The organism is Bradyrhizobium sp. McL0615, from assembly GCF_049993905.1.
Taxonomy (GTDB): Bacteria; Pseudomonadota; Alphaproteobacteria; order Rhizobiales; family Xanthobacteraceae; genus Bradyrhizobium.
Genome location: NZ_CP188254.1, coordinates 8,360,726 through 8,379,875 on the forward strand (window position 1 = coordinate 8,360,726; position 19,150 = coordinate 8,379,875).

General features: G+C 63.0%; 20 protein-coding genes. 4 read left to right on the forward strand and 16 right to left on the reverse strand.

The genetic code is table 11. The features are described from left to right. Positions 1–94: 94 nt before the first annotated feature. From ACPPVP_RS40285 to ACPPVP_RS40305, 5 genes are all read right to left on the reverse strand, one after another. Positions 95–1,933 (reverse strand): AMP-dependent synthetase/ligase, encoded by a 1,839-nt coding sequence (locus ACPPVP_RS40285; RefSeq protein ID WP_426529226.1) that lies wholly within the window; start codon positions 1,931–1,933, stop codon positions 95–97. Positions 1,934–2,055: 122 nt separating this feature from the next. Next, positions 2,056–2,835 carry an ABC transporter ATP-binding protein gene (locus tag ACPPVP_RS40290; protein WP_426529228.1) on the reverse strand — a complete coding sequence of 260 codons (780 nt, stop codon included), beginning with the start codon at positions 2,833–2,835 and terminating at the stop codon, positions 2,056–2,058. A gap of 10 nt (positions 2,836–2,845) precedes the next feature. Continuing rightward, entirely contained in the window at positions 2,846–3,604 is a 759-nt protein-coding gene (locus ACPPVP_RS40295; protein ID WP_426529230.1) for an ABC transporter ATP-binding protein, read from the reverse strand. Continuing rightward, positions 3,601–4,752, reverse strand: a complete 1,152-nt coding sequence (locus ACPPVP_RS40300) for a branched-chain amino acid ABC transporter permease (protein ID WP_426529232.1) — start codon at positions 4,750–4,752, stop codon at positions 3,601–3,603. The genes ACPPVP_RS40295 and ACPPVP_RS40300 overlap by 4 nt, the downstream gene beginning before the upstream one ends. Further along, positions 4,752–5,627 (reverse strand): branched-chain amino acid ABC transporter permease, encoded by an 876-nt coding sequence (locus tag ACPPVP_RS40305; RefSeq protein ID WP_426529234.1) that lies wholly within the window; start codon positions 5,625–5,627, stop codon positions 4,752–4,754. Before ACPPVP_RS40305 ends, ACPPVP_RS40300 begins: the two co-directional genes overlap by 1 nt. Before the next feature lie 295 nt (positions 5,628–5,922). On the opposite strand from ACPPVP_RS40305, the gene ACPPVP_RS40310 reads away from it, so the two are divergent. Together ACPPVP_RS40310 and ACPPVP_RS40315 are read left to right on the forward strand one after the other, a co-directional pair. Then, the gene (locus tag ACPPVP_RS40310) at positions 5,923–6,675 is read left to right on the forward strand and encodes an ABC transporter ATP-binding protein (protein WP_426529236.1); all 753 of its coding nucleotides are present in this window, start codon (positions 5,923–5,925) and stop codon (positions 6,673–6,675) included. Beyond that, positions 6,672–8,195, forward strand: coding sequence for a permease (locus ACPPVP_RS40315; protein ID WP_426529237.1), 1,524 nt, complete (start codon positions 6,672–6,674; stop codon positions 8,193–8,195). Before ACPPVP_RS40310 ends, ACPPVP_RS40315 begins: the two co-directional genes overlap by 4 nt. Positions 8,196–8,197: 2 nt before the next feature. Here the strand turns inward: ACPPVP_RS40315 and ACPPVP_RS40320 are convergent, their stop codons facing one another. The 3 genes from ACPPVP_RS40320 to ACPPVP_RS40330 form a co-directional block, all read right to left on the reverse strand. Continuing rightward, positions 8,198–9,169, reverse strand: a complete 972-nt coding sequence (locus tag ACPPVP_RS40320; protein WP_426529239.1) for a Bug family tripartite tricarboxylate transporter substrate binding protein — start codon at positions 9,167–9,169, stop codon at positions 8,198–8,200. A 93-nt stretch (positions 9,170–9,262) separates the two neighbouring features. Beyond that, complete coding sequence (locus tag ACPPVP_RS40325; RefSeq protein ID WP_426529241.1) at positions 9,263–10,279, reverse strand: alpha/beta fold hydrolase; 1,017 nt, start codon at positions 10,277–10,279, stop codon at positions 9,263–9,265. 3 nt (positions 10,280–10,282) lie between these two features. Beyond that, a complete protein-coding gene (locus ACPPVP_RS40330) occupies positions 10,283–11,167 on the reverse strand; it encodes an alpha/beta fold hydrolase (RefSeq protein ID WP_426538320.1) in 885 nt (294 codons plus the stop codon). A gap of 213 nt (positions 11,168–11,380) precedes the next feature. Here ACPPVP_RS40330 and ACPPVP_RS40335 point away from each other — a divergent pair, with 213 nt between their 5' ends. Together ACPPVP_RS40335 and ACPPVP_RS40340 are read left to right on the forward strand one after the other, a co-directional pair. Further along, positions 11,381–12,211: an MBL fold metallo-hydrolase gene (locus ACPPVP_RS40335; protein ID WP_426529243.1), complete on the forward strand. Its 831-nt coding sequence runs from the start codon at positions 11,381–11,383 to the stop codon at positions 12,209–12,211. Positions 12,212–12,347: 136 nt separating this feature from the next. Next, on the forward strand, positions 12,348–13,400 hold the full coding sequence (locus tag ACPPVP_RS40340) for an amidohydrolase family protein (RefSeq protein WP_426529245.1): 1,053 nt from the start codon (positions 12,348–12,350) through the stop codon (positions 13,398–13,400). 86 nt (positions 13,401–13,486) lie between these two features. Here the strand turns inward: ACPPVP_RS40340 and ACPPVP_RS40345 are convergent, their stop codons facing one another. From ACPPVP_RS40345 to ACPPVP_RS40380, 8 genes are all read right to left on the reverse strand, one after another. Next, positions 13,487–13,963, reverse strand: a complete 477-nt coding sequence (locus ACPPVP_RS40345; protein WP_426529247.1) for a hypothetical protein — start codon at positions 13,961–13,963, stop codon at positions 13,487–13,489. Positions 13,964–14,147: 184 nt separating this feature from the next. Further along, positions 14,148–15,404, reverse strand: coding sequence for an aminopeptidase (locus ACPPVP_RS40350; protein ID WP_426529249.1), 1,257 nt, complete (start codon positions 15,402–15,404; stop codon positions 14,148–14,150). A gap of 52 nt (positions 15,405–15,456) precedes the next feature. Continuing rightward, positions 15,457–16,191, reverse strand: a complete 735-nt coding sequence (locus tag ACPPVP_RS40355; RefSeq protein ID WP_426529251.1) for a sulfite exporter TauE/SafE family protein — start codon at positions 16,189–16,191, stop codon at positions 15,457–15,459. Between the two features lie 23 nt (positions 16,192–16,214). Further along, the gene (locus ACPPVP_RS40360) at positions 16,215–16,409 is read right to left on the reverse strand and encodes a hypothetical protein (protein ID WP_426529253.1); all 195 of its coding nucleotides are present in this window, start codon (positions 16,407–16,409) and stop codon (positions 16,215–16,217) included. Next, positions 16,396–16,683 (reverse strand): hypothetical protein, encoded by a 288-nt coding sequence (locus ACPPVP_RS40365; RefSeq protein ID WP_426529255.1) that lies wholly within the window; start codon positions 16,681–16,683, stop codon positions 16,396–16,398. The genes ACPPVP_RS40360 and ACPPVP_RS40365 overlap by 14 nt, the downstream gene beginning before the upstream one ends. Before the next feature lie 283 nt (positions 16,684–16,966). Further along, entirely contained in the window at positions 16,967–17,677 is a 711-nt protein-coding gene (locus ACPPVP_RS40370; RefSeq protein ID WP_426529257.1) for an SDR family NAD(P)-dependent oxidoreductase, read from the reverse strand. A gap of 139 nt (positions 17,678–17,816) precedes the next feature. Next, positions 17,817–18,107 carry a DUF1330 domain-containing protein gene (locus ACPPVP_RS40375; protein WP_426529259.1) on the reverse strand — a complete coding sequence of 97 codons (291 nt, stop codon included), beginning with the start codon at positions 18,105–18,107 and terminating at the stop codon, positions 17,817–17,819. A 21-nt stretch (positions 18,108–18,128) separates the two neighbouring features. Next, positions 18,129–19,133 carry a Bug family tripartite tricarboxylate transporter substrate binding protein gene (locus ACPPVP_RS40380; protein ID WP_426529261.1) on the reverse strand — a complete coding sequence of 335 codons (1,005 nt, stop codon included), beginning with the start codon at positions 19,131–19,133 and terminating at the stop codon, positions 18,129–18,131. Between the last annotated feature and the right edge of the window lie 17 nt (positions 19,134–19,150).

Genomic DNA, 19,150 nt, shown 5'->3' on the forward strand with positions numbered 1-19,150 from the left:
CAATATCCTCCTTGTTGGCCCGTGTTGAGCGAAGGGTGGGGCCTTCTCAATCCTTCGCCGTTTTCAAAATTCCGCTCCCGGTGTCCGCAACCGCTCACGCCACCGCCCGCTCGCCATACATGGCGTTGATCTCGACGGCATAACGCTTGTTCACGAAACTACGCTTCAACTTCATGGTCGGCGTCAGTTCCTCATCCTCAGGCGTGAGCTGACGTTCGATCAAATAGAACTTCTTGATGGTTTCGACGCGCGCAAAGTTGACGTTGACCGCCTCGATCTCGCGATGGATCAGGTCCTGGATCTCGGGCGCGCGGCACAGGCTCGCGTAGTTGGTAAAGGGAATGTCGTGGTCCTGGGCGTATTTTTCGACATTCTCCTGATCGATCATGAGCAGGCATGTCAGATACGGCCGCTTGTCGCCGATCACCACCGCGTCCGAGACGTAAGGCGAGAACTTCAACTGGTTCTCGATTTCCGACGGCGTGATGTTCTTGCCGCCCGAGGTGATGATGATGTCCTTCATCCGGTCGGTGATCTTGACGAAGCCTTCATTGTCGATCGAGCCGACGTCACCGGTGTGCAGCCATCCCTTGGCGTCGATTGTTTCCGCGGTCTTTTCCGGCTGGTTCAGGTAACCCATGAACAGGAAATCGCCGCGGATCAGGATTTCGCCCTGCGGCGAGATCGCGACCTCACCCCAGGGCGCGGCCTTGCCGACCGACCCGAGCTTGATGCGCTCGGGCGGCATGATGGTCGCGACGCCGCAATTCTCGGTCTGGCCGTAGACCTCGCGCATGTCGAGGCCGAGCGCGAGATACCAGCGGATCAGATCGGGCGCGATCGGCGCCGCTCCGGTAAAAGCGAGCCGGCAACGGTCCAGCCCAAGCATGCGGCGGATGTTGCGAAACACCAGCCAGTAGGCGGCGCGGTTGGCGAGCCGCAACGACAGCGGCGGCGTATCGCCCTGCAGCCTGTATTCGGTCATGCGATTGCCGACGGCGAGCGCGTTGCGGTACATCCAGTTCTGAAATGTCGTCGCGTCCTTCAACGCGATCGTGATTCCGGAATAGAATTTTTCCCAGATTCGCGGCACCGCGAGGAACGCGGTCGGCTGCACCTCGCGCAGATTGTCCGGCACGGTTTCCGGGCTTTCGGCGAAATTCATCACCGAGCCCAGCGCCAGCGAGACATAATAACCGCCGATCCGCTCGGCGACGTGGCAAAGCGGCAGGAACACCAGCCGCTCTTCTGCGTCGGTGGAGGGAAACAGATCGTTGGCGTGGCGCATCTGATGCGTCACGCTGCGGTTGGAATGCATGGCGCCCTTGGGCGGGCCCGTCGTGCCCGACGTGTAGACGAGGATGGCGAGATCGCCTGCGCTTCGGCTCCCGATCATCTCATCCCAAAGCGCTTCGTTGCCCTGCGCGTGATTGCGCCCGAGCGCCATGAACTCGGCCAGCGACAGCACCATCGGGTCGGCAAAGCCGCTCAGGCCTTCCATGTCGAACACGACGATCTTCTGCAAGGTCGGGCACCGCGAACGGCACGACAGGATCTTGTCGAGTTGCTCCTCGTCCTCGGCGAAGATCACTTTGGTCGAGGAATCGTTGATCAGATATTCGACCTGCACCGACGAGTCGGTCGGATAGATTCCGGAAGCGACGCCGCCGGCGCACAGGATGCCCATGTCGGCGTAGACCCATTCCGGCACCGCGTTGGCGATGATCGAGGCGACGTCGCCGGGCCGGAAGCCGATGGCATGGAGGCCGAACGCGATGTCCTTGGAGATCTGCAGCCACTCGCGCCAACTGGTCGGCTGCCAGATGCCGAACTTCTTTTCGCGAATCGCCGGCCGGTCGCCGCGGGTTTCCACGGACTTCAGAAAGCTCCTCGCGATCGTGTCGGCGACCGTCAGCACTGCCGGTCTGGCCATGCGTCTTCCTCCCTCTGTGGCCCGCGTCTCGTGCCGGCCTTGGCGGCCGGTCTGTTTTCTCGAAGCAGGGCTTGAATTTAGCTCCAACTCGCTCTGAACGCCATGCTCTTTGGCTGCGACCTTTACCGCCAGGTTTTCTTCTTTTTCCAGCGCCGTTCGCCGCGGGCGCCTTCTTCCTTGGCGCCGAGATAGAATTCCTGGATGTCTTTTGAACTCATCAGCCGCTCGCAGGTGTCGTTCATCACGACCCGGCCGATTTCCAGCACATAGCCGTAATGCGCGGTTTCCAGCGCCACCTTGGCGTTCTGCTCGACCAGCAGGATCGACATGCCCTGCTCCTCGTTGACGCGCTTGATGATGGTAAAGATCTCCTTCACCAGGATCGGCGAAAGACCGAGCGACGGCTCATCCAAAAGTAGCAGGGCCGGCCGGTTCATCAGCGCCCGCCCGATCGCCAGCATCTGCTGCTCGCCGCCGGAAAGCTGCCCGGCCGGCTGGTTGATGCGCTCCTTCAGCCGCGGGAAGTAGCCGTAGACGCGATCGAGATCTTCCGCGACACCGTCGCGGTCCTTGCGCGGATAGGCGCCCATCATCAGGTTTTCGCGCACCGAGAGGAACGGAAACACCTCGCGTCCTTCCGGCACGTGGCTCAAGCCCAGCCGCACGATCTTGTCGGCCTCCATGCGCTGGATCGGCTTGCCCAGAAATTCGATCGAACCCTTCTGCGGATCGAGAATGCCGGAGATGGTCTTGAGCACCGTGGTCTTGCCGGCGCCGTTGGCGCCGAGCAGCGTGACGATCTGGCCGCGAGGTACCTCGAGGCTGATGCCTCTGATGGCCTGAATCGGCCCGTAATAGCTCTCGATATTGCTGAGCTTGAGAATGATGTCGGAAGCGCTCATGCCATCATCCTCAAGCGCCGAGATAGGCGGCAACGACGTCGGGATGGCGCTGCACCTCGGAAGGTGACCCCATCGCGATCACGCGGCCGTAGTTGAGCGCGATCACGCGATCGGAGACGCGGTTGACCAGCGACATGTCGTGCTCGACCATCAGCACGGTAATGCCGAGCTCGGTCTTCAGATCGCGGATCCAGAACGACATGTCGCCGGTCTCCTCGACATTCAATCCGGATGACGGCTCGTCCAGCAGGATCAGTTTCGGCTCAGAGCACAGCGCGCGTGCGAGCTCGATCACCTTGCGGACGCCGTATGGCAACCCCGAGATCAGCTTGTCGCGATAGACTTCGAGCTCCAGGAATTCGATCACCTGCTCGACGCGGCGGCGATGCATCTTTTCGCCGGCGCGCACGCTCGGCATGAACAGCAATTCCTGCCAAAGCTGCGTCGTCGAATGGCGGTGACGGCCGACCAGGAGATTGTTCAGCATGGTCGCATTCTCGAACAATTCGATGTTCTGGAAGGTGCGCGCGATGCCGAGGCCGGCGATTTCGTAGGCCGGCTGTTCGGTGATGTCCTGGTCCTCGAAGAAGATCTTACCCGAGGTCGGCGGGTAGATGCGCGAGATCAGGTTGAAGATCGAACTCTTGCCGGCGCCGTTGGGGCCGATGATCGATAGGATCTCACCCTTCTCCACGGCGAAGCTGACGGCATCGACTGCCTTGAGGCCGCCGAAGTGCAGCGAGAGGTTATCCGCTCGGAAATAGCTCATCGGTTCCGCTCCGATTTCACGTAGATCTTCTGACGTTTGAAGGTGGCGCGCTTGTAGAGCGGGAACAGCTGGAAGAAGAGTTTTATCTTCAGCCAGCGCCCGTACAGGCCGAGCGGCTCGAACAGCACGAACAGCACGATGATCACCCCGTAGATCGCGCCCTTCAGGCCGTTGGCGGAGGCAATGGCGGCGACGTTGGTGTTAACTTTCCCCGCCGTCACGCTGTCGGCGCCGAACATCGCGGCCAGCCCCGAGATGATGCCGGGCAGGTCGTCCTTCAGGTAGGTCAGGAACGGATCGATCATGACCAGGAAGATCGCGCCCAGCACCGCGCCATGCAGGCTGAAGGTGCCGCCGATCAGGATCACGATGATGAACTCGATCGAGAGCTGCAGCGTGAACATTTCCGGTGAGATGAAGGAAAGCTTGTGCGCGAACAGCACACCGGCCAATCCGGTGATCGCCGCGCTGATCGCAAACGACTTCACCTTGTAGAGCGAAACGTTGACGCCCATGCTGCGCGCCGCGGTTTCGCTGTCGCGGATCGCGACGAAGGCGCGGCCGGTCGGCGAGCGCAGCAGGTTGAGCGTGCCGACGATGGTGAGGGTCAGGACGCCAAGACAGAGGAAATAGAAGGTCGGCCCGTTCTGCGGCACCGCCTGCCCGAACAGGCTCAGCGTCTTGACGCGCATGCCCTCGTTGCCGTGGGTCACGCTTTCCCAGCGCGCCAGCACTTCCTCGACGATGAAGGCAAAGGAAATCGTCGCGATCACAAGGTAGATGCCCGTCAGTCGCAGCGCGGGAAATCCGACCAGCGCACCGACAACGCCGGTCAACAGCCCGCCAGCCAGGAAGTAGACCGGAAACGGAACGTTGTATTGCTGCAGATAGGCGGCCGTGTAGGCGCCGATCGCCAGAAAGGCGGCGTGGCCGAGCGAGGCCTGCCCGGTGAAGCCCGTGAGGATCATCAGGCCCACGCCCACGGTAGCGTAGATACAGACGAACACCAGCTGGCTGACTAGATAGCTCGACAGCACGAACGGCGCGATCACAAGAAGCGCCAGCAGGATGCCGTAGGAAACGATGTAGCCGCTGTGCGGAAACAGCCTGATGTCGTCTTCATAATCGGTCTTGAAGAGGAACCGCATCAGACTTTCTTCCGCGTATGAACACCGAACAGGCCTTCGGGCTTGAGCAGCAGCACCACCAGAAGAACGAGGTAGGGTGCGACGTCCTTCCAGCCCTGCGGCAGGTAGAAGCCGGCCATGCTTTCGATCACGCCGATCAGCACGCCGCCCACCACGGCGCCGGGAATCGAGCCGAAGCCGCCGAGCACCGCGGCGGGAAACGCCTTCAGGCCCAGCACGAGACCGACATTGGAGTGAATGAAGGTGATCGGCGCCAACAGCACGCCGGCCGCGGTCGCGACCGCCGCAGAGATCGCCCACACAATCGACACCACGCGCTTGACCGGAATGCCCATGTAGTAGGCGGCCAGCATGTTCTCGGAGCTCGCGCGCATCGCAGTGCCGAGCGTGGTGCGGTTGAAGAACAGATAGAGCAGCGCGCAGAGAATGACGGTCGCGGCAATCACCGAGAGCTTGTCGTAGGCAAGGACCAGCGAGCCGATCCGCAACACGCCGTCGCTGAACGGCGTCTCGATCTTGAAATCATCGGTGCCCCAGATCATGCCGACCACGGAGCGCAGGAAATATCCGAGGCCGATCGTCGCCATGATGATCGAAAACTGCGGGTAGCCAAGGATCGGACGCACCACGACGCGTTCGGCTAGCATGCCGAATGCCGCCATGGCGATGACCGCGCCGGCGAATCCGAGCCAGTAATTGAGACCGAGCATGCCGATGAAGGTGAAGGCGAAGAACCCGCCCAGCATCATCAAATCGCCTTGCGCGAAATTGACGACCTCGGTTGCCTTGTAAACGAGCACAAAGCCGAGCGCGATCAAGCCGTAGACGCAGCCGAGCGCGATGCCACTCACCAGCTGCTGAACGAAGTCCAGCATCATATCCCTCCCCGATGCCAGGCGATTCTGTCGACCGCCTTTTCCGCATCTTGTGTCTACACGCTATCGACCATCCGCGATGCCTGTAGGCGCATATGTCCCGCTGCATTGAGCCCAAAGCGCCGACCGGTGTCAACAAAACGCTGGCCGCCCGATCGTTAACAATTGCGGAGAAATGCCGCAGCCCGGGAAGTTGCGTGGTTCGGCACGATTTGGGCCGCACGATTCACCGAGCCGAAAGTGTTTCGGTCCATGTTTCCCCGACGACAAAACGAAACCGGACCGTTCCATCATCATGCAGCCAGATCCATCGGCGCTCGAAGTGCGAGGGTTAACGAAGCGTTTTGACCGTCCGGCGGTCGACGCGCTCGACCTGACCATTCGCGCTGGCGAATTTTACGCCCTGCTCGGCCCCAATGGCGCCGGCAAGACCACGACGCTGCGGATGGTCGCCGGCCTGCTCAGGCCCGACGCCGGCTCGGTATCCATTCTGGGCGTCGATGCGCTCGCCGATCCCGTCGCCGCCAAGCAGATCACGGCATGGGTCTCCGACGAGCCGATGATCTACGACAAGCTGACGCCGCTGGAATATCTCGAGTTCGTTGCCGGCCTCTGGGGTATCGACCCCGCGGTTTCCGGCCCGTCGGCGCAGCAGCTTCTGCTGTCGCTTGGCCTCGAGCCGCATCTGCACGAACGCTGCGAAGGATTCTCCAAGGGCATGCGCCAGAAGGTGGCGCTGGCCGGCGCGCTGGTTCACGATCCCCGGCTGATCATCCTGGACGAGCCATTGACCGGCCTCGATGCGCTGTCGGCGCGTCACGTCAAGGGATTGCTGCAAGACCGCGTCCGTGCCGGCTGCACCGTGATCATGACGACGCATATTCTCGAAGTTGCCGAGCGGATGGCCGACCGGATCGGCGTCATAACCAAGGGCCGGCTGGTGGCCGAAGGCACGCTGACCGAGCTGCGCCAGCAGAACGGCCGCAACGACACCAGCCTCGAAGACATGTTCATCGCCCTCGTCGACACCAACTCGGCCGCCGCATGAGTTCGGCCGCGGCGCTCAGCTGGTTTGCCCGGCACGAGATCCGTCTGGCCTGGCGCGAATGGCTGGCGATGATCGCCGGCAGACGCGGAAAACGAAAGCGCGCGATCATCGCCCTGACCGTCTTCGTCGCCTTCATGCACCTGCCGGCCTATGCCGTGATCGGCCGCTTCGCCGATCTGCAAGCCCCGCTCGGCAAACAGGAATTGATCGTCATCACGTCGAGTATCTTCCTCGCCTGGGCGTTGATGCTGTCGCAGGCCATCGAATCTGTGACGCGGGTGTTCTACGCCCGTGCCGATCTCGATCTCATCATGTCGTCGCCGGCGAACCTCGCCAACGTGTTCTCGGTGCGGATCGCGGCGATCGGACTATCCGTGATCGGGATGGCGCTGTTGCTGTCGACGCCCTTTGTCGACGTGCTCGTGATCGGCGGCGGCATCCGATGGCTTTCGGCGTTCGGCGTCGTCATCGCCGTCGGCCTTTCGGCCGCGGCCGTTGCGATCGCGATCACGCTCGCGCTGTTCAGGTTGATCGGCGCGAGCCGCACCCGCCTCGTCGCGCAAATCGTGGCCGCCATCATCGGCGCCGGCTTCGTCATCGCGCTCCAGATTGCCGCGATCCTTTCCTACGGTACATTGTCGCGCTTTGCGGTGCTGACCTCCGATGCCGCCGCAGCCTACGCCCCTGATCTCAACAGTCCGTTGTGGTGGCCGGCGCGCGCGGCGATCGGCGACGGCAGGGTGCTGTCGTGGCTGATGGCTGGCGGGCTCGTGCTGCTCGGCGTCGTGATGGCACTGTTCTCGCCGCGATTTGCCGATACCGTCGTCAGCGTCGCCGCGACCGCCCGGTCCGTCCGTCGCGGACCGCGCGCAATCGCGTTTCGTGGCGGCACGCGGCAACAGGCGCTGCGCGCCAAGGAATTCCTGCTGCTGCGGCGCGATCCGTGGCTGTTGTCGCAAAGCCTGATGCAACTGCTCTATCTGGTGCCGCCAGCCCTGTTGCTGTGGCGAAGCTTTTCCGAGAGCTCGGCCGCGATCGTCCTGATCACGCCCGTGATCGTGATGGCGGCGGGCCAGCTTGCCGGCGGCCTCGCCTGGCTGACGATTTCGGGCGAAGACGCCGCCGATCTGGTCGCGACCGCGCCGCTGCCGCCGTCAAGCATCATCCGCGCCAAGATCGAGGTGGTGCTTCTCTCGATCGGCGCCATCTTCGCGCCGCTGATCGCGGCGCTTGCGTTTGCCTCCGTGACGCAGGCGATCGTCACCGTGCTCGGCGTCATCGTCGCCACCGTCTCGGCGGGCGCGATCCAGCTCTGGTTCCGCGTGCAGGCCAAACGCAGTCAGTTCCGCCGCCGCCAGACCTCGTCGCGGCTGGCGACATTCGCGGAAGCCTTCTGCTCGATCGGCTGGGCCGCGACCGCGGCGCTTGCGATCTCGATCCCGGTCGCCGCCGTGATCAGCGGCGCGATGACCGCGGCCATTCTCGCCGCGACGTGGAAGATCAGCCCGCGTCGGGAATAGTCCTACTGCTTCTCCAGCCCCGCGCGCTCGATCACGTCGCCCCAGCGCTTGATCTCCTTTTCGATGAACGGGATCATCTCCGCCTTCTGCTGCATCATCGGCCGGGTACCGAACCTTTCGAAATGCGTTCGCACGCGCTCAGACGTCATTGCGGCATGCGCGGCCTCCGCCAGCCGGTCGACGACCGGCGCCGGTGTGCCGGCCGGCACCATGATGGAGGACCAGCTCTGGGTCGTCATATCGGTCAAGCCGAGTTCGGCCATGGTCGGCACAGCGGGATAGGCGCGCAGGCGGTCCGGCGCGGTGGTGGCCAGCACCTTCAGCTTGCCGGCCTCGACATGCGGGCCGACCGAAACCGGGTAATCGAACATGACGTCGACGCGGCCGGCGATCATGTCGTTCAGCGCCGGCGCGCTGCCCCGGTATGGCACGTGCTGCATCTCGATTCCGGTAACTGTCTTGAACAATTCGGCGACCAGATGCGTCGCCGTACCGACGCCGGAAGAGGAGAAAGTCACCTTGCCCGGATTCTGTCTGGCGTAGGCGATGAATTCGGGCACCGAATTGTAGGGCGCTTCGTGATAGGCCACGAACAGGTTCGGGCTTTCGCCGACCAGATGCACGGGGAGGAAACTTTTCAGCGGATCGTAGGACAGGTTTTTGCGCAACGTGACATTGGCCGCCATGGTGCCCTGCGTGCCATAGATCATCATGTAGCCATCGGGCTTGGCGCGGGCCACCTGTTCGGTGCCGACCGTGCCACCACCGCCACCGCGATTATCGATCAGGACCGATTGACCAAGCGTCCGCGACATTTCCTCGGCGACGATGCGCGATGTGGTGTCTGTGATGCCGCCCGGCGCGAAGGGCACGACCCACGTGATCGGGCGGCTGGGAAATTCCTCGGCCGAGGTCGATGCGATCGAGGCAAAGGACGCAAAGACGATTGCAAGCAAGACGTGACGCGCGGTCATGGAATTCCGCCCCGTAAAATTCTGTCCTTCTCGGAGGACTTGCTCGGGAAGCATGATCGTTTTCGCTTCGGCTTGCCATGCGGCAAACTCGACCTAGGCGCGGATCAGCTCCATGACGGCGGCAGCGAAAGCCTCCGGCGCTTCCTGCGGCACATTATGTCCGGCGCCCTGCACCACGCGATGAATACGGCGGCCGGTGAATTTGGACGCGCTGGCGCTGCCGTCACTTGCAGGCAGCACGCCGTCCTTGTCGCCATCCAGTGTGACCGACGGCACGGAGATCGGCGGCAGTGACGCCAGCCGCCGCTGCAAATCGGCATAGCGCGGATCGCCTGCCGCAAGGCCGAAGCGATGGCGATAGCTGTGGATCACGACATCGACATAATCGGGATTGTCGTGCGCCATGGCGGAGCGCTCGAAAACGGCGTCGTCGAAATCCCACGCGGGCGACCACTGCTCCCACAATATCCTGGCGATCTCACGCCGGTTGGCGGCTAATCCGGCGCGCCCGCGCTCGAGCTGAAAATAATACTCGTACCAGAGCGCGACTTCATATTTGGGGCTGATCGGCACCATGGCACGGGAAAGATCCTGGATCAGGTAGCTGTTCACGGTCACCATGCCGCGGCAACGCTCCGACCATAGCGCTGCGGCGACGCAGGCGGCGCGGCCACCCCAATTGTGCCCGGCGAGCACCGCGCGCGGAATGCCGAGCGCATCCATCAGCGCGATGACATCGGCGCCGATCGCCGCCTGCTCGCCCGAGCGTAGCGTCGCCGGATCGCGAAAGCGCGTCGCGCCGAAGCCACGCAGATTAGGGACGATGACACGGCAGCCCTGCGCCGCCAGTTGTGGGGCGACATCTACATACGAGTGAATGTCATAGGGAAAGCCGTGCAGGAGGATCGCGACCGGTCCATCCGCAGGCCCCTCCTCATAATAGGCGACGTTGAGGACACCGGCATCGACATGCTTCAATGGCTCCATCCGCCGCGGCGGCGCGGCTGCCGGACGCACGGGTGCATCAGCCTTGGCAAAGGCCCTGCCGGCTACGCCCGACAAGGCCGCGCCAAGCAGCAGACGGCGCGCGCGGTCGATGGAATCAGGCATTGCTTACGCCTTGACCAGTTCCATCACCGCCGCCGCAAACGCCTCCGGCGCTTCCTGCGGCAGATTGTGCCCGGCGCGCGGCACCACGCGATGAACACGGCGGCCAGTGAATTTCGACGCACTGGCGGTGCCATCGGTTGCCGGCGCAACGCCGTCGCCTGCGCCGTCCAACGTAATCGTTGGCACGGTGATGGCAGGCAGCGCCGCCAGCCTTTGCTGGATATCAGCATAGTGCGGATCGCCGTCGGCCAGACCAAAACGGTGGCGATAGCTGTGGATCACCACATCGACGTAATCGGAATTATCGTGGGCGACCGCTGTGCGCTCAAAACAGGCATCGTCGAACGGCCAGTTCGGCGACCATTGCGTCCACAATATTTTTGCGATCTCACGCCGGTTGGCGGCAAGGCCGGCGCGGCCGCGCTCGAGCTGGAAATAATACTGGTACCACAGCGCCACCTCGCGCTCGGGGCGCTGCGGCGCCGTGGCCTTCGCGATATCCTGGATCAGGTAGGAATTGACGCAGACGAGCCCGATGCAGCGCTCCGGCCACAACGCCGCGCCGACGCATGCCGCGCGGCCGCCCCAGTCGTAGCCGGCGAACACCGCGCGCTTGATCCCAAGCGTATCCATCAGCGCCATCATGTCGGCGCCAACCGCCGCCTGCTCGCCCGAGCGCGGCGTCGTGGAATCGCGAAACCGGGTCGGGCCGTAGCCACGCAGATAGGGAACAATGACACGGCATCCCTGGGCCGCCAGCTGCGGCGCGACGTCGACATAGCTGTGAATGTCATAGGGGAAGCCGTGCATCAGCATCACGGCCGGTCCGTCGGCGGGACCCGCGTCGTAATAGGCGATGCTCAAGACACCGGCATCGACCTGGCGCAACGGCTCCAGACGTTTCGATGACGGGGCATGCAGGGCCGAGGCGGCGGTTTTTTCAGTCACGGCGAACTCCTTAGGTGAATTTTACAATACGGCATTTTGTCCGCCCCCGATGAAGCAATTCCGGCGCGCTGCCGTGCGCGAATGCCATCATGACGTCCACGGAATTCGGCGATACAGTATCGGCAGCGGCCTTTGCCACGGATGGGTCATGCCATGCTGCAATCGTTGAACGTATCCCTTGCGGCAGTGCTTGCCTTGCTCGGTTCGCTGATCGGGCCTGCGGCCGCCCAGCAGCAGCCCTTGCGCAGCGAGTGCCTGGCGATGGCAAACGCCCCGCCCCGCGCGTTGCCGGTCAGCCTTCGTCGCACCGCCGCCAAGGCCGAAGACGTCGCGATCACCTATGTCGGACATTCCACCTACTACATCGACACGCCCGGCGGCGTGCGGATCGCGACCGACTTCAACGGCGCCTACCGGACCGGGCGGCTGCCCGATGTCATCACCATGAACCGTGCCCACTCGACCCACTACACTCTATTCCCCGATCCGAAGATTCCGCACGTCCTGCATGGCTGGGGCGAGAACGGACAGGCGGCGCAGGTCTCAACGCGCGTCGGCGACGTCTATATCCGCAACGTTCCCACCGACATCCGCCGCTACTATGGCGAGGGCACCAGCGGGGCGATGATCAAGGACGGCAACTCGATCTTCATCTTCGAGGTCGCCGGCCTCTGCATCGGCCATCTTGGCCACCTGCATCACAAGCTCGACGACACGCATTTCGCGGCGATTGGCCGGCTCGACATCGTGATGGTGCCGATCGACGGCACCTATACGATGTCGCTCGACGGTGTCTCCGAGATCACCAAACGGCTGCGCGCCTCCGTGGTGCTGCCGATGCACCGCTTCGCCACCCCGCTTGATGAATTCATGCGCCTGATCGGCCAGCAATTCGCCATCGACCAGCGGAGCGAGCGGACGTTGAAAGTTTCGCGGGATACGCTGCCGGCAACGCCGACGGTGATCATTTTGGATGGGGTGTAAGCCGAAAGCGCAAATAGCCACACCGTCATTGCGAGCGCAGCGAAGCAATCCATAGCCCCGCAAGCCGAGAAATGAATTGCTTGGCTGTGCTCGCAATGACGAAAAGAAAACCAATAACACCCAGGGAGAGAAACTCATGGCCGCCAGCACTGCACCCGCCTCCAAGAGCGGACTCTACGCCGATCCACGCGAAGACTGGCTGGCGCAGTACACCGAGGAGATCATCGATCCCGCCCGCCCGATCGTCGATCCGCATCACCATCTCTGGGATCGTGGCGGCCTACACTACATGATCGAGGAGATGGCGGCGGACATCGCCTCCGGCCACAACATCATCGCCACCGTCTATGTCGACTGCCGCTCGATGTACCGCGCGCGCGGCCCCGAGGCGTTCCGGCCAGTCGGCGAGGTCGAGTTCGCCAACGGCGTGGCCGCCATGGCCGCGAGCGGTGGCTACGGCAAGGCCGCGATCTGCGCCGGCATCGTCAGCCACGTCAATCTGCTGCTCGGCGACGGCGCCAAGGCGGTGCTGGAGGCGGAGATCGTTGCCGGCAACGGCCGTTTTCGTGGCATCCGGCACTCGTCGGCGTGGGATGCCGATCCTGACGTCGCCGGCATGTATGCGACGCGACCGAAGGGCCTGTTGCTCGACAGCACGTTTCGCAAAGGCTTTGCTTGCCTCGCCCCATTGGGCCTGAGCTTCGATGCCTGGCTGTTTCATCCGCAGATCGGCGAGCTCGCCGACCTTGCCCGCGCCTTTCCGAACACCAAAATCGTGCTCGATCATTGCGGCGGGCCGATCGGCATCGGCAGCTATGCCGGTCGGCGCGAGGAAATCTTCCCGGTATGGAAAGCATCAATCCAGGAAATCGCCAGATGTGAAAACGTCGTCGTCAAGCTAGGCGGGCTGGCGATGTGCCTGCTCGGCTACGACTTTCATCTGCGGCCCAAGCCGCCGTCTTCCGAGGAAGCCGCAGCCGCGTGGCGTCCCTACATCGAGACCTGCATCGAGGCCTTCGGCCCCAACCGATGCATGTTCGAGAGCAACTTTCCGCCGGACAAGGGCCAGTGCAGCTATCAGGTGATCTTCAACGCCTTCAAGCGGCTGGCCGCGCCCTATAGCGAAGCGGAGAAGACCGCGCTGTTCTCGGGAACGGCGACGGAGTTTTACAAGCTGAAGCTCGATTGATCGCGGGGGAGTAGCGAGGATGCCGCGTCGCCGCGGCATCCGGCCGATGGGCGCCTGTACGGCGCGTCGCTGCAGGCTGCAGCCGATCAGTGCTTGGTGATGTCGGTGTCGATCGCCGTGACATTCAGATGGACAGCCGCGTCCGATTTCGAATCCCGGTTTGCGAGCAGGAAAACGGTAACCTTGGCCTCCGTCGCGTCCGTGGCCTTGTAGTTGAGCTGATGGACGAAGCCCTCCTGCGACTCGCCCGGCAGGTAGGCAACCATCGACTGGTCGTTGACGGTGAATATCAGGTGAGCATTCGCGCCCTTTTGAGCAGTGGCAAAGCCCGAAACGAAGAACGGAATTTCCTGCCCGGGCTTGGTGTCTTTCAGCGGGATGGAGAAGGAAAAGACGCGTGTCACGATCGGCGGCGCGGAGTTGCCGTCGATGATGGCCTCGAGGCCGCCAAACAGGGCCGTGAAGGCTTTCTTGTCCGGGCTAAGCGCAATATCGAAGCCGACATCCGTGTTGAATGTGGGCCCGGGTCCGAATGTTGCGTCACTGGTAAGGGTCTGAAGCATATCAACCTCCTCGCGAATGAATCCGACAACTTGAAATTGCCAGGGAAACATATCGCGAGGGGACGTGGTCGCGTGTGAAACACTTCTCACACAACCGCCTATCTGCCGCTTTCGCCCGCGGCTGAGTGCCGCGCGCACATTCGCGCGATCAGCCGCTATCCGGCGCCACCGGCCTGAGATCGTCTCACGCCCACTCGCCCTTGCGGAATACCGGCACGTGGCTACCGTCGGTGTGAACGCCGTCGATGTCGGTCTCGGCCGAACCAATCATCCAGTCGATGTGAATGAGGCTCTTGTTGCCGCCTTGCGCCGCGATCTGCGCCGGGGTCAGCTTGTCGCCGCCGACGAAGCATTTCGAGTAGCACTGACCGAGCGCAATATGCGAGGCGGCGTTCTCGTCGAACAGGGTGTTGAAGAACAACAGCCCGCTCTTGGAGATCGGCGAGGAATGCGGCACCAGCGCCACTTCGCCGAGACGCGCCGCACCCTCATCGGTGTCGAGCACCTTCTTCAGCACCTCCTCGCCGCGCGAGGCTTTTGCCTCGACGATGCGGCCTTCCTCGAACCTGACCGCGATGTTGTCGATCAGCGTGCCCTGATAGGACAGCGGCTTTGAAGAGACGACGTGGCCGCTGACGCGCCGGCAATGCGGCGTGGTGAAGACTTCCTCGGTCGGGATATTGGCATTGCAGGTGATGCCGTTCCTGGCGGTCGAGGCGCCGCCTTCCCATTCGTGGCCGTCGGCAAGACCAATGGTCAGATCGGTTCCGGGGCCTGAATATTTCAGCGCGTGAAAACGCTGGCCGTTCAGCCAGTCGGTCCGCTCGCGCAGCACGGCATTGTGCTTCTCCCACGCCGCCACCGCGCCATCCTGATCGACGCGCGAGGCTGCAAAGATCGCATCCGCCAGTTTTGCTACCGCGACGTCCTCCGGAACATCAGGAAAAACCTGCTTCGCCCAGGACGGGCTCGGATAGGCGATGATGTTCCAGTTGGTGTCGAAATTGACGATCTTCTCCAGCGCCGGCTGATAGGCGATCGAATTGGCCTTGCTGGCGCGTGCCACCTTGGTTGGGTCCTCGCCCGACAGCAGCATCGGGTTGTCGCCGACGATGGCCAGCCGCGCGGTGTTGGCGGTGAACGCCTTCGCCATCCCCTCACAGAGCCAGCCGGCGGCGCGGTCGAAACTCTCGTTGTGGCCGTGGCGATAGCGCGCCAGCGTGATCTCCTCATCCGACAGGAACGGGGTCACGATTCCCGCGCCGGCCTTATAAGCATGTTCGGCAATCCGGCGCACCAGCGGCAGCGCCACCGAGGGCGCGGTCAAGAGCAGGTCCTGTCCCGGCTGCAGACGCAAGCCGACCTTGACCGCGACTTCGGCGAGGCGGTCAAGTTTTACGGGATCGATCGAGGCGGAAACGTTGCGCTGATGTGCGGTCATGATTCTCTTTGGCCAAATGGATATCGCGGCCCCGAAGCTCGGCCCACCAGAATCAGGCCAAGGCGAGCGAGGCGCCCGAGATCAGCAATAGCACAAGAATCGTTCTTCGAAACCCGACCTCGTTGATGTTCCGGAATGCAACAATGCCGAGCACGGAACCCGCAAGCAGCGCCGGCAGGCTGATGGCGATGTCGATCACGAGCCTGGGAGACAGGCTTTGGCGCTCAAGCAATAGCGCCAGCGCCAGCACCTGCATGATGGCGATGAACGGCTGCACCAGCCCGCGCTGGTCGCTCTTCGGCAGGCCGCGCATGTCGCACCAGATGGTCGGAATGGCGCCGGGCATCGCCGTCAGACCGCCGACCAGGCCGCCGCCGAATCCGACCAGCGCCGTGAGCCGCCGGCTGGTTGTTGCGGTGCCCCGTGCCAGCGTCGGCCGGAACAGCATGTAGCCGGCATAGAAGGCGACGATGATCCCGAAGCCAACCCGAAGGATGTGCGTATCCGCGTTCTGCAGCAGATAGATTGCAATCGGAATGCCAAGCGCGCCGCCAACAACCAGAAGCAGGCTGCCTTCCCACTGAATGTTCCGGCGCAGCGCCCACAAATTCGCGGCCTGCACGCCGATGCTGCAGGCCATCATCAGCGGCACCGCCTCCATCGGCTGAAAAATGCGCAGCAGGATCGCACCCGCGACAGCGGAGAATGCAAAGCCGGCAAGGCTCGAGACAAAGGCACCGGCGAACACGGCAACGCTCAATAGAATATTGGTTGCCAGATCCGGCATATGCTTCGCCCCTCGGAAGTGGGTCAGTCAAACGGCAGTGACGGCGCCGGCGGCGTTGCATCCGCCGGGCACTTCGCTTCTTCGTCCTGCACAACAACCGAAGCATGCGCCTGCGGGTGACCGAGCACGGCGCCGCCTGCGACATGGAGGACCAGTACGAGGATGGCGATGATGGAGAGTGCAGTGATGCTGAGGGGCTTTACGTCACGCGAATTCATTCCTGGCGTTCTGACGCGCTCGGCGGATGGCGCTGGCGAGCGCGTTATTTCCGTGGGCATTTCGGCTGCTCTTTTCGGTTTGTTCGGTTTGTCGGGATTCCGGCACAAGGCTGGCCGGACGGATCTGAGCCTGCCCGGCAATCAAATGCCGGTAACGGCGCAGCACCCGTATCGCGTCGCGACGCCGCGAACGGTGAAGCGATTCGAGCAGGCGCATAAAGAAGCCCTTGCGCTTCGCGCGCGGCCTGGGCTCGCCTTGGGAGGAGGTACGCATCGCTGATGCCCCGCGGGTTGCTGTGTGTTTGCGCGGGCAAAATGTCAGCAGCCGCGAGGAAGCGCTGTGAGATAGTTCACAGGAGCTGTACCGCGCGAAACAAATGGACGTGAGGAGGCTTGACGAACCCTTGAGAAGCGCTTGAGAAGAGACGCGCCGACGTCATCCGCACACAAACCGCGGCTTTTGCCGTGGCTGCGCATATCAACTCAGCGCTTCGACGCGGCCGGCGCGCTGGTCCGCCATCTCAGGCGCTGAACCCTTCCGAAATATCTGGCGGGATTTACCAATTCTCGTGCGAGGTTCGTACGTCGAGCTCGAAGGACCAGGCCCGACGTGGCTGTTTGTAAAGAAAGACGAAGCCGTCGACGATGCCCTCGATGCTGATCAGTCGATCCTCGCGGCTGGCCGCGTCAGGGAAACGCGTTCTTATCTTTTCACCGCCGATCGCACCGTCGACCACCACGTGGCCGACATGGATGCCGTCACCTGCGTACTCCTTTGCCATCGCCTGCGCCAACGTGCGTAGCCCAGCCTTGGACGAATTGAACGCGCCGTAGCCCGAACGTCCCCTGAGCGACGCGCTCGCACCCGTGAACAACAGCGTGCCTGCGCCTTTCGGAACCATGCGGCGGACGGCTTCGCGCCCGAACAGGAAGCCGCCAAAGCATACGACGCGCCAGCTCTGCTCGAAATAGCCGGCCTCCATATCGATGATCTTGCCTGGCGTATTGTTGCCCGCGTTGTAGATCGCCAGTTCGAGGTCGCTGCCTGCCTGGTCGAACAGCGCGACAATATCAGCTTCGCTGGTCGCGTCCGCGACCACGGAAACTGCACGCCCACCCGCGGCGACGATATCGGCCACGACGGCATCGAGCGCCGCCTTGGTCCGGCCGGCGACGAGAACATTGAGACCCTCAGCCGCAAAGCGTTTACAGAGCTGCGCGCCAAGGCCTTGATCCGGCCCAACACCGATGACGATTGCCGTTCCCATAGAAGCCGCTCCCTGCAACGATTAAACCCAGCAGAGCCTTTTATATGGCGACCATCATTGCTACAATGCTCCAGGCCAAACCCGGGCGCAGCTTCGCCCGCAATTCACGGAGATATGAAGTCGTGCCCGCCCGGCTGGTTCAGGAAAGGCCCCTCACCGTGAGCACGATGGCGTCGGCGCCCGCCTTGCGGTCGACGGATATCTCCTGATACTCCGGCGAATTCTGGAATTCTTGCGCCGCGGCGTCATCCGGAAATTCCATGACCACGACCTTGTCGCGCGGCCATTCGCCTTCCAGCACTACCGGATGCGCGTCCGCCACCAGCAGCTTGCCCCTGAACTTCTTGAACACGCCCATGAAGCGCGCCTGGTATCGGTCGTAGAGTTCGCGGCGGGTGAACTTCAGTTGCGCGATAATGTAGACGCTCATGATCGTCCTCGCTTCAATGCATTACTCGGGCTGAATGCCAGCAACGCGCGTATATTCGGTCCAGCGCTCGCGCTCCGCCCGCACCTCAGCGTCACAGGCGGCAAGGTCCGTAATGTCCCAGGACAAGCCGAACTCGTCCATCCGCCTTCGCACCTCAGCCGCGGCCAGAGCCTCGTTGATCAGTCCATTCAATCGCTCGACAATATCGCGAGGCGTGGCCGACGGGACGGCCATGCCGAGGAAGCCGGTGAGCTCGAAGCCCGGAAACGTCTCCGCGATGGCCGGCACATCGGGCGTGGCCGGCGCGCGCTTCAACCGCGTAATCGCCAACGGACGGAGCTGGCCGTTCTGCAGATACTGATTGGAGGCAGTCGTATCCATGAACAGGCAATCAATTTCACCGCCGATCAGATCCGCCACCGCATTTGCGATGGCGCGATAGGGCACGCCCTGCAGCTCGACCCCGGCGAGCTTGCCGAGATACTCCGGCGGCGTGCGCGAGGAGGCATTAAAATAGCCGAAGGTGAGTTTGCCGGGCGCGGCCTTGGCGGCGGCGATGAAGCCGGCAAGGTCGGACCACGACGCCTGCGGCCGCACCATCAGGTAGCTGCCGCTGGAACGGAACATGCCGACCACGGTGAAGTCCGTGGCAGGATCGTAGGACAAATTGCGCACGAGGCTGACATTGGCGGCGTGGGTGCTGGTGGTGATCAGCAGCACCGTATGGCCATCGGGCTCGGCGATCTTCACCGCCATAGTGCCGATGATGCCGTTGGCGCCGGGCCGGTTGTCGATGACGACCGCCTGTTTGGTTTTCTCCTCGATCTGCTTGCCTATCAGGCGCGCCGTGATGTCGCCCGACCCTCCCGGTCCGAACGGCACGATGATCTTGATCGGCCGGGACGGGTACTGGGCGGCGCTGACCAGAGAGGGCATCAGCATAGTTGCAAAAAGCGCGAGAACAGAGCGGCGGTCGATCACGCGGGCGCCGCGTGAACCCGTGTTCCACTTGAAGCTGGCATCCATGACGCGCCTCCGTCAGA